This is a genomic window from Sulfurimonas denitrificans DSM 1251 (genome assembly GCF_000012965.1).
GTDB classification, from domain to species: Bacteria; Campylobacterota; Campylobacteria; order Campylobacterales; family Sulfurimonadaceae; genus Sulfurimonas; species Sulfurimonas denitrificans.
In genome coordinates this window covers 1,690,155-1,704,552 of sequence record NC_007575.1, presented here as the reverse complement: position 1 = coordinate 1,704,552, position 14,398 = coordinate 1,690,155, and the positions used below count along the sequence as shown (strand labels likewise).

At 35.4% G+C, this 14,398-nt stretch carries 12 protein-coding genes and 2 tRNA genes; 8 read left to right on the top strand and 6 right to left on the bottom strand.

The annotated features are described in order from the left end of the window. The first annotated feature begins 9 nt into the window (after window positions 1–9). The 4 genes from mobF to SUDEN_RS08430 all read left to right on the top strand — a co-directional run bounded on the left by mobF (window position 10) and on the right by SUDEN_RS08430 (window position 5,663). Window positions 10–3,345, top strand: coding sequence for a MobF family relaxase (gene mobF / locus SUDEN_RS08445; RefSeq protein WP_158301045.1), 3,336 nt, complete (start codon window positions 10–12; stop codon window positions 3,343–3,345). A gap of 10 nt (window positions 3,346–3,355) precedes the next feature. Next, window positions 3,356–4,864, top strand: a complete 1,509-nt coding sequence (locus SUDEN_RS08440) for a type IV secretion system DNA-binding domain-containing protein (protein WP_011373239.1) — start codon at window positions 3,356–3,358, stop codon at window positions 4,862–4,864. A 229-nt stretch (window positions 4,865–5,093) separates the two neighbouring features. After that, a complete protein-coding gene (locus SUDEN_RS08435; RefSeq protein ID WP_011373238.1) occupies window positions 5,094–5,432 on the top strand; it encodes a zinc ribbon domain-containing protein in 339 nt (112 codons plus the stop codon). Between the two features lie 48 nt (window positions 5,433–5,480). Further along, entirely contained in the window at window positions 5,481–5,663 is a 183-nt protein-coding gene (locus SUDEN_RS08430; protein WP_011373237.1) for a hypothetical protein, read from the top strand. Window positions 5,664–6,003: 340 nt separating this feature from the next. Here the strand turns inward: SUDEN_RS08430 and SUDEN_RS08425 are convergent, their stop codons facing one another. From SUDEN_RS08425 to mraY, 6 genes are all read right to left on the bottom strand, one after another. Beyond that, window positions 6,004–6,456: a tyrosine-type recombinase/integrase gene (locus tag SUDEN_RS08425; RefSeq protein WP_011373236.1), complete on the bottom strand. Its 453-nt coding sequence runs from the start codon at window positions 6,454–6,456 to the stop codon at window positions 6,004–6,006. A 55-nt stretch (window positions 6,457–6,511) separates the two neighbouring features. Then, a tRNA-Phe gene (locus SUDEN_RS08420) sits at window positions 6,512–6,587 on the bottom strand. A 135-nt stretch (window positions 6,588–6,722) separates the two neighbouring features. Further along, window positions 6,723–6,798, bottom strand: a tRNA-Phe gene (locus SUDEN_RS08415). Window positions 6,799–6,855: 57 nt separating this feature from the next. Continuing rightward, window positions 6,856–7,413 (bottom strand): formyltransferase family protein, encoded by a 558-nt coding sequence (locus tag SUDEN_RS08410; RefSeq protein WP_011373235.1) that lies wholly within the window; start codon window positions 7,411–7,413, stop codon window positions 6,856–6,858. Then, on the bottom strand, window positions 7,410–8,615 hold the full coding sequence (gene murD, locus SUDEN_RS08405; RefSeq protein ID WP_011373234.1) for a UDP-N-acetylmuramoyl-L-alanine--D-glutamate ligase: 1,206 nt from the start codon (window positions 8,613–8,615) through the stop codon (window positions 7,410–7,412). The genes SUDEN_RS08410 and murD overlap by 4 nt, the downstream gene beginning before the upstream one ends. Further along, window positions 8,615–9,676 (bottom strand): phospho-N-acetylmuramoyl-pentapeptide-transferase, encoded by a 1,062-nt coding sequence (gene mraY / locus SUDEN_RS08400; RefSeq protein WP_011373233.1) that lies wholly within the window; start codon window positions 9,674–9,676, stop codon window positions 8,615–8,617. Before mraY ends, murD begins: the two co-directional genes overlap by 1 nt. A gap of 73 nt (window positions 9,677–9,749) precedes the next feature. Here mraY and gpmI point away from each other — a divergent pair, with 73 nt between their 5' ends. Genes gpmI through SUDEN_RS08380 form a run of 4 tightly spaced genes read left to right on the top strand, consistent with a single transcriptional unit; the run spans window position 9,750 to window position 14,324 of the window. Continuing rightward, window positions 9,750–11,225 carry a 2,3-bisphosphoglycerate-independent phosphoglycerate mutase gene (gene gpmI, locus SUDEN_RS08395; RefSeq protein ID WP_011373232.1) on the top strand — a complete coding sequence of 492 codons (1,476 nt, stop codon included), beginning with the start codon at window positions 9,750–9,752 and terminating at the stop codon, window positions 11,223–11,225. A gap of 18 nt (window positions 11,226–11,243) precedes the next feature. Then, window positions 11,244–11,990 (top strand): 3-oxoacyl-ACP reductase FabG, encoded by a 747-nt coding sequence (gene fabG, locus SUDEN_RS08390; RefSeq protein ID WP_011373231.1) that lies wholly within the window; start codon window positions 11,244–11,246, stop codon window positions 11,988–11,990. 41 nt (window positions 11,991–12,031) lie between these two features. Then, complete coding sequence (locus tag SUDEN_RS08385) at window positions 12,032–12,979, top strand: YbgA family protein (RefSeq protein ID WP_011373230.1); 948 nt, start codon at window positions 12,032–12,034, stop codon at window positions 12,977–12,979. Window positions 12,980–12,986: 7 nt separating this feature from the next. Then, window positions 12,987–14,324 (top strand): cryptochrome/photolyase family protein, encoded by a 1,338-nt coding sequence (locus SUDEN_RS08380; protein WP_011373229.1) that lies wholly within the window; start codon window positions 12,987–12,989, stop codon window positions 14,322–14,324. Window positions 14,325–14,398: the final 74 nt, after the last annotated feature.

Sequence of the window (14,398 nt, the reverse complement as noted above, 5' to 3'; positions counted from 1 at the left end):
AATCACATGATGTCAATATCAAGCTGGCAAAGTTCAGCTCAAGCCGAAAACTACTTTCAACAAGATCTTGATTACTATCAAAAAAACCAAGAGTTGGGCGAGTGGCATATCACTGGTGAAATGTCAAATCGCTATCAAAACATTGCTCATCAATCAGCAATTACAAAAGAGAGTTATCAAGATTTTGCAGACCTTATAAATCAAAATCTCAAAGGCAATGCAACTGGAAATCAGCGTGCTGGTTTTGATATTACTTTTAGTCCGAGCAAAAGTATAGATGTAATTTATGCAGTCGCAAACGATGAGCTTAAAAAATCAATTCTACAAGCTCAAGACAGAGCTGTAAATCTTGCACTTGAAAAAGCAAGTAGATATATAACCTACAGAATGAGAAACGAAAATGGCAGAGAGCACTTTCAAAATAACGGACTTGCAATCGCTAAGTTTCAACATCTTAGCAATCGCAATGAAGAGATAAAAATCCATACTCATTGTTTCATCGCAAACCAAACTATAAACTCAAAAGGCGAACTCGTAAGTATAGACAATAAGCAGCTATACGATAATCAAAAGCTCATTACTCAAATCTATCATCAAGAGCTTTTTCAAGAGATGCAAAAGTTAGGTTTTCAAAGCGAGGTTTTAGATATCCAAAAAGACATCTTAGAAATAAAGGGAGTAACTCAAGAAGCTAGAAACTCGATATCGACAAGAACCGCAGAAATTGAAAAATGGCTTTTAGAAAATAGAAAAGAGCTTTTGAGAAAATATCCAAATGCCAACGAGTCACAACTTAGACAAATCGCAACACTGGAAACTAGAAACTATAAGCAATCACATTCTTATAGTGAGTTAGAAGAAATAGAGCTAAAAAATAAAAACTTAGTTGAGAATACAGGCTTCACAAAAGAAACTATCCATCAAATCCAAAACCTTGAAAAATCAAATCAAAAAATCTTATCTCTTGACGAGCTAACTCAAAAAGCTGCACAGCTCACAACCGAGCATGAGTCAACTTTTACGAGTGAAGAGATACTATCAAGAGCGATAAAACTAAATGCAATTCAATCTTATACCTACGATTTATCTACGCTTGAAAATGCGGTATTAAATTCAGACATCATCAAACTCGATGAGAATATTTATACAACACAAGAGATGATAAATATTGAGAGAGAGATTTTAACCTATGCGCAAGAGAGTAAAAATACAGCACAAGCTGAAACTACGCTAGACAAAGCAGAGCAATTCTTGTCTGAAAATTTCTCTACTATGACCGCAGGGCAAAAAGAAGCTTTTAGTCATGTTCTAACTTCCAAAGATGCAATTTTAGGAATTCAAGGAGATGCAGGGGTAGGTAAAACTTTTATGCTCAAAGCCGTTAAAGAGTTTCAAAAGCTGCATAAAAAAGATAATTTGATAGGTTTAGCACCTACAAACAAGGCAGCCGATGAAATCTCAAAAGAGAGCGGTATAAAAGGGCAAACGATAGACAGCTTCATACATCAAAGACAACACAAGCAAAATCAAATCATCATAGTGGACGAAGCCTCAATGGTAGACAGTCGTAAAATGCAAAAGCTCACAGACATAGCACAACAAACAAATTCAAAGCTTGTTTTGATGGGGGATACTAAACAGTTCACTTCAATCGGTGCAGGTGCAATTTTCGAGCAGCTTCAAGCAAAAGGTGCTATTGAAGTTGCAGTTATGGCAGAGAGCATGCGAGCAAAAACAGCAGATATGAAAGAGCTTTACAAGCTCACAAAAGAGCAAAAAACTGATGCAGTGCTTGACATTCTTGAGAGTAAAAATCAGTTTCAAACAATCGAAGCAGAGGATTATTCAAGCGTTGTAAAAGAGTATCTTCAAGATAAAGACAACACTTTATTACTTGTTATGAAAAATCAAACAAGACAAGAACTCAACGAACTTATAAGAGATGAGCTGAAAAAAGACAACTCTATTTCAAGTCATCAAATTTTGCATATTCAGGAAAAACAACAACTAGACAGCATATCAGTTCATCATTATACGAGCTATGAGGTAGGCGATATGGTGCAGCAAGCAGGAAGTTACAAGGGGAGCTTAAAAAGCGGTACAGAGGCAGTCATTGCATCCGTAAATGAAGAATTAAACTCTATCACTTTGCAAGATGCCAAAGGCAATAGTAAAGAAGTAAATCTAGGCGAGCATGGCGACAAGCTCAACTTATATAAAACCACTCAAAAGGAGTTTAGCCAAAATGACAAAATCATCTTCACTAAAAAAGATAAATCACTCGGATTAAATAACGGCGATATCGGAACGGTTAAAGAGATAAAAGACGGCTTTTTAACCGTTGATACAGGTAAAAAAGAGATAAAAATCAACACAAAGGAGTACAACTACATTGACCACGCATACGCAATCACAAATCATAAAGCGCAAGGGCAAACAAGCGAGAGAAGTATATTTGTAGGCGATAGCCGCCTCAGCAGTCAAAATGCTTTTTATGTAGCTCTTACAAGGGCAAAAGCTCATATATCTATTTACACTCAAGACAAAGAACAGTTCAGGGATGCAGTGGCGGAAAGACAAGTAAAACGAAGTACGCTAGATTACAACACAGAAGAAATTTTAAAAAGGAGAGCAAATGAGCTCACAAAAATTCAAGGGTTACATAAGTCCAGTGATAGAAGCACTGCAAGAGAACAAAAGACCATTAACCTGCTGCACAAGTTGTCCAACAGCGTTGTGGTATCAAACATCAAGCGACTCAGTGACTTGCTTTTGCAGAGCGATACACTCAATAACTTGGCAAACAGGTTCAGAAGAGATGCAAATATTACAGTGCGACCAGAGATTAATGTCGTTGGCAGAACTCAACAGCCAACCATCCAAATAAAAGGGGAAAGTATGCAAACCGTTTATGACAAACGAAGAGAAGAAAATGCTAAGTATCAAGAGGCAACACAAGAAATCAACAATCAAGAGGGAGAAAAACAAAACTTAGCAAGGGAACAAGAAAAAGAAAGCTTTATTGATAAAATCGATAAAGCAAGTGAACTGTACGAAAGAGTTGAGGATATCCAAAGATATCTATCAGATGAAACAGGCATCAAAGATATTATCACAAGTGAGCAAGATTTAGGAGTTCTTGAGGACATGGCATTAAACTATGATATGCGTGAAATCACTCAAGAGGCGTTAGAATCATTCAAACACCTAGCTCAAGATGTAGTAGAAGTACTTGAAAATCCTACTCTTGAAATATTCAAGGATGCAATGCACAAAGCGGTTGATATGTCTAATCTGTTTGATAAACAGTTAAAACATACCAGAGAAATAGAAAATGAAAGATGAGGGGTAAATTATGAATATGTTTGAATTTGCGATGTATATATTAGTGCCAATATTGACACTAATGTGGTATTACGAAAAAAAACGATTTGATATCGAGGGCATAAATTGGCATCCGTTCTCGGATAGCAGTTTTCCAAATCCCTCAAAAAGATTGAAAGGTAACTTTTGGTGGAACAACACCAATTTAAAAAACAGATTTAAAAAGAGTGCAAAAAATAATATAAAGCTTGATAATTTTGTTTTTAGCGATAGATTTAAAAGAGAGCTATCGCCATTAAAATTCCCATTTTTTAAACCTGCTCAAATTCATATCCCAGCTTTGTCTTTTGTTGAGAGTTTTCTTCTCATAGCTCCGATGAAAGGCGGCAAAACCACTACTCTTATGAATTGGATAGATAACGATTTTTACGACAGAATGCTCGTGAATGAGCAAAAAGGCGATATGTTGACTAAGTTTTACAACAAGCGAAAGGACTTTATTTTAAATCCTTTTGATGAAAGAGGGTCATGCTGGGATTTGATGTCAGAACCCATACCTATAATAGAGTTTTATATCGTAAACGCTCTTAATGAAGCCACAAAAGATGAAAGTTTTTTCAGCAGTTCTGCAAGAGAAAGATACTCACAAATCGCAAAGCTAACTATTGATATTCAAGACCCAAAAGAAAAATGGAAAGTTTTTCTAGCAGAGCTTGAGTACATGTTTAAAGAGATTGAAACAGGAAATCAAAAGAGTGCAAAAGATGTAGCATCCACTATGAAACTCATATTAGAGCCTCTTCAAATGACGGCTTTTTTAATAGAGCAAGGCAAAAAAAGCTTTACAATTAGCGACTGGTACGAGAGAAAACATCAAAGTAAAATTTGGATGTTGATGAAAAATACATATAGAATCAGCTTGAACCCACTTTTTACAGGTTTTACTGCTTGCGTTGCGATGCATCAAGCATCACAACCGGAGTATGTTGTTTCAAAATCAATCACGGCGTTTTTGCTCGATGAGTACCTATCAATAAATTTAATAATGGAAGCGAGAAAGATTCTGCACACTATGACACGCTCAAAAGGCTCTGCAATTCTTTCTGCTCTTCAAAAGCTACCATCAGATGAAGAAGAAAGAGATCTGCTAATTTCAACATGTTTTGGTTTAATGATATTTTCTGTTCAAGATATTAGCACAAGAGAGATTTTGGATAAAAAAATAGGTAAATGGGAATATGGTATTTACAAAACAGTAAACAACCACCAAAGCGAAACCACAAAAGAGTCAAATATATTAGACTGGTCGGAGATGGATAAACTATCTGCTAATTTTCATCATGTGACATATCTACCGGAGAGCGGCGCACTCTATGTCGGTAAAAGTGATTATGTGGATTATCCTATGATACACAAAGATTTTATCTATGATACAAAAGTGGACGATTTCTACAGATGGCAGAACGAAGAGTATCAAAAGACCAAAAACAAAAAGTCAAACGGTGCAAGTGCAACAATGCAAGCGGCTCAAGCATCTTAAGAGCGAGTGAACGCAAACACATTTTCGCAAATGAATATTTTTTGAACGAGTTCAAAACCACCTCGTCCGAACTCGGTTAAAATTCACATGCTTTGAACATTTCTAGCATCATATACGCAGTTCGTTTTTTTATTTAAAATTTCAGAGCGAGGGTTTTTAAGAGCAAAGAGAGCGAGAAAAAAAGAGGCGGCTCAAGCTGCTTCTTTCACAAAAACATAAAGGAAAAATAATGGCGTTAATTATGTGTCACGAATGTGGAAAAAAGATATCAACAAATGCAATGCAGTGTCCGCATTGCGGAACTACTGTTATCAAGGAAAACTCATATCATTTTAAATCAGAATTTGCAAAAAAAGCTTTGAAGTTCTCAATATATATCATATTCCCGATATTATCAATATTTTTGATGTGGGGCGGTGCAGAAATATTTTCAATATTAGGTATCTTACTACTGTTAACATTTTTTGTGATAGTTGCTTTATCTTCTCTTGAGTTAATAGCAAGAGCTGGATATTATCTTTTTAAAGGAAAAGAGCTTTTCCCAGATGAAAAAAAAGTGGATGATTAGCACTGTACATTTCACTTAACAGAAGTGTACACTCAAAAGGAGTATATAATGACAAGAACAGATGCAGCTGCTAAAGCTACAAAAGCAAGATCTTCAAAAGCAAACTCTAAATGTCAAATGGCGATTAATATTTTAAGACTATATGGAAAAGATATTAACCCTCACTCTCTAGCGCAAGAAGCTGGAGTTCATAGAAAAACAGCTACAAACTTCCTCAAAAAACTTTCTTAAGAGGGATTTTACCCTCTTATAACTACTTATTCTCTCTCTTAATAATCCAAAAAAGTTAAATAAAAAAACGGGGCAAGAGCCAAAGACACAAATACATTTTCGCACATGAATATTTCGGCTTTGCCGACCACCTCGTCCGAACTCGGTTAAAATTCACATGCTTTGAACATTTGAAAGGTTATTGAAGTAGCCAGTGTTTTTCGATAGAGTTCAAGAGCGGGGATTTTTTTTAAGAGCAAAGAGACAAATGCAAAATGATACTACAAAGGTAGTTGATAATTGACTTTTTCATAGCTCAAGAGAGTAATTAACCTCTAGCCTTTTTTTTGCCCCCTAATCTTCATTTTTTAACAATCCCCAAAAACACATCAACAGCTTCTTTTGCCATTAACTCTTTTTGATTTGAGTATCTTTGCGTGGTAGTTATTTTAGAGTGTCCCAAAGCTTTGGATATATACTCTAACGGTACATTATTATTTACAAGCGTAAAGCCTAGTAGATGCCTAAAATCATGAATGCGCATTTTAATACCGACTTCTTCCTGTATTCGAGCCCATAGCTTTTTTGGAATAGCTGTTAATTTTTCACCTGTTATCGGTGACTTAAAAATTAAGCCTTTACTTTCTCTTATAATTTCAAGATGTTCTATGAGTTCATCGTCTAACATATAAGTCATATTTTTACGGGTTTTGTTGTTTTTGTCTCTTACTGTATAGAGTTTGTTTTCAAAATCAATATCCTCAAAGTGAAGAGTTCTCACTTCATTGCTCCTGCGTCCTCTTAAAAGAAACATATCTTAAAGTGTTGGTTAAAAGTAGTTTAAAGTTCGTATTTTAGAGATTATGAAGTGGTGGCTAATCTCGGAATCGAACCAAGGACACGTTGATTTTCAGTCAACTGCTCTACCGACTGAGCTAATTAGCCATAAATTGTTTGAATTTTATCCATTTTAGCAGTAAAAATCAAGCTGTAGTAAAATTGTAGTAAAAAAAGTTTTTTAACAAAACTTAAAGAACTTTTTAAAAGCCTCTGAAACCTCATATTTTTGGGGTTTTAAAGTGGTGGCCAATCTCGGAATCGAACCAAGGACACAATGATTTTCAGTCATTTGCTCTACCGACTGAGCTAATTGGCCATCTTTTAAGAGCGTGATTTTATCTAAGGGGGGCTGAAAGTTAGCTTACAAATGAGTTTAGATGTTTTTAAATGCTTCTACTATTGTAATTTGTTCAAGTTCTTTAATTTTTTTTTCTAGTGAGTCAACACTTTCATCTTTATCTAATATAAGCTCTTTTTGTAAAATAATCTTTCCCTCGTCATAATTTTCATTCACTTCATGAATAGTTACACCGCTGGTTTTTTCACTGTTTTTTATAACAGCTTCATGTACAAATCGGCCATACATTCCCTTGCCGCCATAATTTGGAAGTAGGGCGGGGTGTGAGTTTATAACTTTGAAATTTTTTGAGATATTGATACCGACTTTTTTCATATAACCAGATAGAAATAGATATTCGCATTGATACTCATTTAATAGCTCTTCTATTTTTTCATCTGGATTTTGGTCTGTTTTCGAGTTAACAACAAAATTGTCAATGCCGTAATTTATAGCATTTTTTAAGACTTTGGCGCTACTGTTATTTGATATAACTAATGGGATTTCTATAGAGAGTTCACCATTTTTAAGCGCTACATGTAGCGCATCAAAACCGCTTCCATTGTATGAAGCAAGGATTGCTACTCTCTTCATCTTAGCTCTTTGATGGCATCTTTAAATTGATCCCCTCTGTGTGCGTAAGATTTGAACTCATCAAGACTTGCAGCTGCTGGAGAGAGAAGAGCCACTTCACCATTCTTTAGACTCCTATCAATTTTCGCAACTGCGTCTGAGAGATTTTTACAAAGCTCAAACTCAACAGCATACTTTTTTGCAAGATCTGAGAGCTTATCTTTGTTTGAGCCGATGTTATAAATCTTAACATTACAATTTTTTAGAAAAATAAAAAGCTCATTTAAATCCACACCCTTATCATCGCCGCCTAAAATAAGATGAACAAAAAAATCATTGTATCGTTTCATGGCTACAATGGTTGCATCTAGATTTGTCGCTTTTGTGTCATTTACCCATAGGCGACCTTTGATGTCGCTAAGCTCTTCTTGCCTATGTGGATCTATAACAAAAGAGTTTATTTTTTCATAATTAACTCTGTCAAAAAGTATCTTATCAACTGCCATAGCCAAAAGTGCGTCCATCAAAAAAGCACCTTTGAAATTCACTCTTTTTGTATCTATATCAAAGTGTTTTGCTAAATCTTTCTCATCTTCATAAAAAATAGTATAAGCAGAAGAAGTCACTACATCTTTATAGGCTTTTGGAATGATTGCTACTTCACCTTCTCTCATCTTAGAGAGCGGTTTTAGCTTTGCCTTTACATACTCATCCATATCTCCATGCCAACTTAAATGGTCTGGTGTGATAGGGAGAAGAACATAGATATTTGGCGAAGCTTTGTTTGTGTAGTGAATCGTAAATGAGCTAGTTTCTAGTATCCAAATTTGAGCATTTTGATCCAAATCAGCTAAAGGAGTTCCTATATTTCCGCCCTCAAGAGACCCTTTGTCTTTGAGTAGGTGTTGCATCATTTGAGTAGTTGTAGTTTTTCCGTTTGTTCCGCTTATCCAAACGCAAAGTGGCGCTGCATGAGCAAAACAGTCATACTCACTAATGAGATTTTTTGCTCTTTTGATAAGTGCATTTGAGGGTGCAATTCCAGGGGAGGGTATCTCTAAATCAGAGTAAGAGGGATTAAATTCAGATGCAGGTTTTACTCTAAAGCCATCTTCATCAATAAAAGGTTTTGTGCACTTATCATCATAAAAGATGGGATTTTTAAAAAGTTTTGAGAGCGCTTTTGTAGTTTTGCCATAACCAAACAGTGATACTCTTTGCATTAACGAATCTTTAGAGTAATAAGCGCTATAACATTCGATAGCGTAGCAATAATCCAAAATCTGACTATTATCTTATTTTCAGCCCAGTTTTTCATCTCAAAATGGTGATGTATTGGAGCCATTAAAAAGACTCTTTTTTTTCTTAGTTTATAACTTCCTACTTGAAGGATTACAGATAGCGTCTCTATCACAAAAATAGAGCCTATTAAAAGAAGTAAAATCTCACTCTTTGAGATAATCGCAAGATAGCCTAAAAAAGCTCCAATAGTAAGAGAACCGCTATCTCCCATAAAAACTTCAGCAGGGTGGCAGTTATACCACAAAAATCCGCTTAAAGCCCCAATCAGCGCACTTGATACTATGGCTACTTCTCCTATGTTTATATTTGGCATAAGAAGATAAGAGCTCATAGTTACGTTGCCCGTTATATAAATTATAATGCTAAAAGATGCAAGGGCAGTAATAGATGGAACAGTCGCTAGCCCATCAAGTCCATCTGTAAGGTTTACTGCATTTGATGTTGCAATAATCACAATCACCCAAAAAAAGATAGCGAAAATACCCATATCAAATAGAGGATTTTTTAAAAATGGAACATATAAAGAGGTGTTGAAATCAGAGAGAGTGTACAAAAATATGGAGATTATAAGTGCAAAAGTAGTTTGTAAAATTAGCTTTGTTTTAGCTTTTAACCCAGCGAGGTTCTCATTTTTTTTAATTTTTGCAATATCATCTTTAAAACCAATAATAGAAAAAAATATGAGTGTTAAAACTGCACCAACTGCATAAAGATTAGAAAATTTTATACTAATTAGTGAAGCTAAAATAGTTGCGAAGATAAAGACAATTCCGCCCATAGTAGGGGTTTTTGCTTTGCCTTGATGTCTCTGTGGCGCCCACTCATTAATAGGTTGATGGCTAGAGGTTGATTGTGCCCATCTTATAAAGCGAGGCATTAAAAAAAGTGTAAAAAATAGGGCTAAAAAGAAAGCTATCCCAGCGCGTATTGTTATGTATCCAAGTATGTTTATATGAAGTATTTCTGAGAGCCAGTACAGCAAAGTGGGTAGTCCTTATAAATAAAAATGACATTATAGTATAATTGCATAAAACTTTTATTATGAAGGAAATGTATTGGCAAAAAAAGCTATTTTAGTCATCACAGATGGTATTGGTTACTCATCTGGGATGGAATATAACGCATTTTACAATGCTCAAAAGCCGACATACGACAAGCTGTTTTCAAATACTCCTCACTCTTTTATAGAAACGCATGGTCTTAGTGTTGGACTTCCTGAGGGGCAGATGGGTAACTCTGAAGTAGGTCATATGAGCATGGGCAGCGGCAGAGTACTTTATCAAGATTTGGTAAAAATTTCTCTCTCTCTTAGTGAAAATAGATTTAGAGACAATGAAGCCTTTAGGGAACTGTTGGCAAAATCTTCCAGACTTCATCTCATAGGACTTATGAGCGATGGCGGAGTTCATTCACATATAGATCATTTTATGGGAATTGCAGATATTGCGGCAAAAGAGGGTAAAGAAGTGTTTTTACATCTTATTACAGATGGTAGAGATGTCTCTCCAACTTCTGCAAAAAAGTATCTTGCACAGGTTGAAAAACACTTAGGCGCAAATATAAAGATAGCTACTGTATCTGGTCGTTTTTACTCAATGGATAGAGACAACCGTTGGGAGAGAGTGCAAAAAGGGTACGAAGCGATAGTAAAGGCAGAGCCAAAAACCACTCTAAATCCATCTGAATATATTGACGCTTCATACGCAAAAAATGAGACGGATGAATTTATAGAGCCAATTGCATTTGATGGATATGATGGCATGAGTGATAATGATAGCGTTTTGATGATAAATTTTAGAAGTGATAGAATGCGTGAGATTACAACAGCTATTGGGGAGAGTAATTTCAGCTCATTTGAAAAGTCAGATATAAAGCTACATGTAGCAACTATTACAGAGTATGACAAAAACTTCTCTTATCCTGTGCTCTTTAAAAAAGATTCGCCAAAAAACACTCTCAGTGAGGTTATATCTAGTGCTGGATTAAGACAGCTTCACACTGCCGAGACAGAAAAATATGCGCATGTAACATTCTTTTTTAATGGTGGCATTGATGAGCCATACGAGAATGAGACAAGAGTTCTCATCCCCTCGCCAAATGTTAGAACTTACGATGAAAAGCCGCAGATGAGCGCAAAAGAGGTTGGTGAAGTTGTACTAAAGGGCATGGATGAGGCGTATGACTTTATAGTTGTAAACTTTGCAAATGGCGATATGGTCGGACATACTGGTAATCTTGAAGCAGCGAAAATTGCAGTAAATACGGTAGATAGCGAACTTGGCAAGATTTTACAAAAAGCAAAAGAGATGGATTACTCAGTTCTTATCACTTCAGATCATGGGAATTGTGAAGAGATGAGAGATGATGATGGAAATATTTTAACAAATCATACAGCTGGAAAAGTTTGGTGTTTTGTTGAAGCAGAGGGAGTAAGCAGAGTAGAAGATGGTGGACTCAATAACATAGCGCCAACTATCTTAAAGCTTATGGGGCTTGAGATTCCCAAAGAGATGGATCATAGTTTAGTTTAAAAAATAAGGAAAAATAGTATGAAATTTAGTGGAAAAAACGTTTTAGTAACGGGTTCTAGTCGTGGCATAGGTGCAGAGATAGCAAAAGTTTTAGCTGGTTATGGACTAAAGGTTTGGATAAATTACAGAAGCGGTGCAACAGAAGCAGACGCTATAAAAGATGCGATTGAGTCAAATGGTGGAAGAGCCGCAGTTATCGGCTTTGATGTAAGCTCTGAAGAAGCATTTGTTGATGCGATAAAAACTATAGTTGACTGTGATGGAGAACTAAGCTACCTAGTAAACAATGCAGGAATTACAAACGATAAATTAGCACTCCGTATGAAGAGTGAAGATTTTATGTCGGTTATAAATGCCAACCTTCTCTCATGTTTTGTGGGTTGTCGTGAAGCTATGAAAGTTATGAGAAAGAAAAAATCTGGCTCAGTTGTAAATATCGCTTCAATTGTAGGTGAAACTGGAAACGCTGGACAGACTAACTACTCTGCAAGCAAAGGCGGAGTTATCGCTATGACTAAGAGTTTTGCACTTGAGGCAGCATCTAGCGGTATCCGTTACAACACCATCACTCCAGGTTTTATAGCAACAGAGATGACGGATGTGTTGAGCGATGAGATTAAAGGTAGCTTTACATCAAAGATACCGATGGGTCGTTTTGGAAATCCTAGTGAAATAGCAGAAGCAACTGCATTTTTACTCTCTGATCACTCAAGTTACATAACAGGTGAAACGCTAAAAGTAAATGGTGGAATGAATATGGCGTAATGCCATGTTTTTGTTATAAAAAGATTTAAAAAAGGCACTATATGAAAATAGCTGTATCGGCATGTTTGCTTGGTGAAAAAGTGAGATTTGATGGTGGGCACAAACATGATAGATTCATAACTGATGAGCTTGGAAAATATGCCTCTTTTGCTCCTTTTTGCCCTGAAATTATAGCCTTTGGAGTGCCTCGACCTTCTATCAGACTTGTAAACAAAGAAGATAGTTACCGTATAATTTCAAACAAAAACGGCGATGATTTGACTAATGAGCTTCAGGATAAATCATATCAAGAGTTTCGTAAAATCGTACAAAATGATTTAAGTGGGATAATTTTTAAGTCAAAATCGCCTAGTTGTGGGATGGGAAGTGCAAAAGCTTATCTAGAGAATGGTTTTGCTGATTCAAAAGCAGATGGATTGTTTGTAACTATCTGCAAAGAGAAGTTTCCACTGCTTCCAATGGAGGAGGAGGGAAGGCTTCAAGATGATTGGCTAAGAGAAAATTTTATCATGCAACTCTTTGCGTACAACTCATTTGAAGTTTTAAAAAAGAGTAATCCAACAATAAAAATGGTTGTTGATTTTCATACAAAAAATAAGTTTCTGCTTCAAGCAAAAGATGAGAAAATTTATAGAGTTCTTGGAAATATTGTTGGAAACCATGAAAAACTGCCATTTGATGAACTTCTCTCAAACTATGAGTACAACTTTAAGGTGGCTATCTCCAAAAAAAGCTCCATTGGAAGAAATAGAAATGTACTAGAACATATGAGCGGTTTTTTTAAAAATGAGCTAAGCAGTGTTGAAAAAGAGACACTGCATGAGCAGATAGAAGAGTATGCGCAAAAAATAGTGCCTATTGTTGTTCCGCTCTCAACCATAAAACTCTATGCTAAAAAATACAATACTAGCTATCTCTTAGGGCAAGCTTTTCTTGATCCATACCCAAAAGAGTTGGCTTTACGCTCAAGTTTGCTTAGCTCAAAGTAGAGCAGCCTTGAAGAGAGTACTTTGGTTTAGACGAGATTTAAGAGTAAAAGATAATCCTCTGCTAACTCTTGGTGGAGAGGTTTTACCTATCTTTATATTTGATGAAAATATATTAAAAGAGTTATCGCAAGATGATAAGAGAGTAACTTTTATATTTCATTATCTTTTAAAACTAAAGAGTGATTTACAACACATCGGACTAGATTTAAAGATATTTTATGGAACTCCAGAGGCTGTTTTTGAGCATTTAAGTAAGTTTGATGAGGTTGTGGCATCTGGAGATTATGATAGTTATGCAAAGAGTAGAGATTTGCATATCTCACACAAACTACACTTTAGATACCTGCATGACACATATATATTTAAGCCCAAAGAGATTCTAAAAGATGATGGCTCTCCATATTTTGTCTTTACTCCTTTTTATAAAAAAGCAAGAGTTGCACTACATGTAAAAGATTTGCAAGAGAAAAAAATTGCTCAAAATATTTTAATCGGTAGTGATTATGAGGGAATTACAAAAGTAGATATAGGCATAACAAAACTATCTTTAGCTATAGAATCAATTGGATTTAAAGCTCAAAACTTAAATATTATAGCTCCTCAAAAAAAGCTTGAGAATTTTAAAAAAAATATCTCAAAATATAGCCAGATGAGAGATTTTTTAGATGTTGATATCTCTTCAAGCTTAAGCGTTGATTTACGTTTTGGTACTATCTCTATTAGAGAAGTTTTACTTGAAGTACTAAAGCTCGCAGAAGTTAGTGAGCCATTTATAAGACAGCTTATTTTTAGAGATTTTTACGCTTACGCACTTTTTCATACACCACATGTAGAGAGTGAAAACTATAAATATAGCTTCAATGGTATAGAAGATAAAGAGAAATTTATAGCCTTTTGCAGCGCTAAAACAGGCGTGCCAATAGTGGATGCTGGAGTTAGAGAACTTTTAAAAACTGGTTACATGCACAACAGAGTTCGAATGGTGGTAGCCTCTTTTTTTACAAAAGATTTACTTCTTCCATGGCAGTGGGGAGAGAGATTTTTTGCAGAACATCTGCTTGATTATGATAAAGCAAGTAATGTACTTTCGTGGCAATGGAGTGCAGGAACTGGGGTGGATCCACAGCCATATTTTAGAATTTTTAATCCATATTTGCAGAGTAAAAAATTTGATAAAGAGGCTCTTTATATAAAGAGATATGTTAGTGAACTCTCTACAATTGAGATAAAAAATATTCACAAAGAAGAGTACCTTCTTTGTGCCGATATAAAAGATTATCCAAAACCAATAGTTACTCACAAAGAGGCATCAAAAAGAGCAGTAGAGCTTTTTAAAAAAAGATAAAAATAGGCTCAAAATAGGCAAATGCAAGGTTTCTGGTTTAATAAAAATAGTTATAAATAATCGCTTATTAGAGC

Bases quoted from the DNA above. Each gene is read 5' to 3' on its own strand.
- mobF (WP_158301045.1), top strand. From the start codon at position 10: ATGTCAATATCAAGCTGGCAAAGTTCAGCTCAAGCCGAAAACTACTTT.
- fabG (WP_011373231.1), top strand. From the start codon at position 11,244: ATGAAATTTAGTGGAAAAAACGTTTTAGTAACGGGTTCTAGTCGTGGC.
- SUDEN_RS08385 (WP_011373230.1), top strand. From the start codon at position 12,032: ATGAAAATAGCTGTATCGGCATGTTTGCTTGGTGAAAAAGTGAGATTT.
- murD (WP_011373234.1), bottom strand. From the start codon at position 8,615: ATGCAAAGAGTATCACTGTTTGGTTATGGCAAAACTACAAAAGCGCTC.
- SUDEN_RS08440 (WP_011373239.1), top strand. From the start codon at position 3,356: ATGAATATGTTTGAATTTGCGATGTATATATTAGTGCCAATATTGACA.
- SUDEN_RS08435 (WP_011373238.1), top strand. From the start codon at position 5,094: ATGGCGTTAATTATGTGTCACGAATGTGGAAAAAAGATATCAACAAAT.
- SUDEN_RS08410 (WP_011373235.1), bottom strand. From the start codon at position 7,413: ATGAAGAGAGTAGCAATCCTTGCTTCATACAATGGAAGCGGTTTTGAT.
- SUDEN_RS08430 (WP_011373237.1), top strand. From the start codon at position 5,481: ATGACAAGAACAGATGCAGCTGCTAAAGCTACAAAAGCAAGATCTTCA.
- SUDEN_RS08425 (WP_011373236.1), bottom strand. From the start codon at position 6,456: ATGTTTCTTTTAAGAGGACGCAGGAGCAATGAAGTGAGAACTCTTCAC.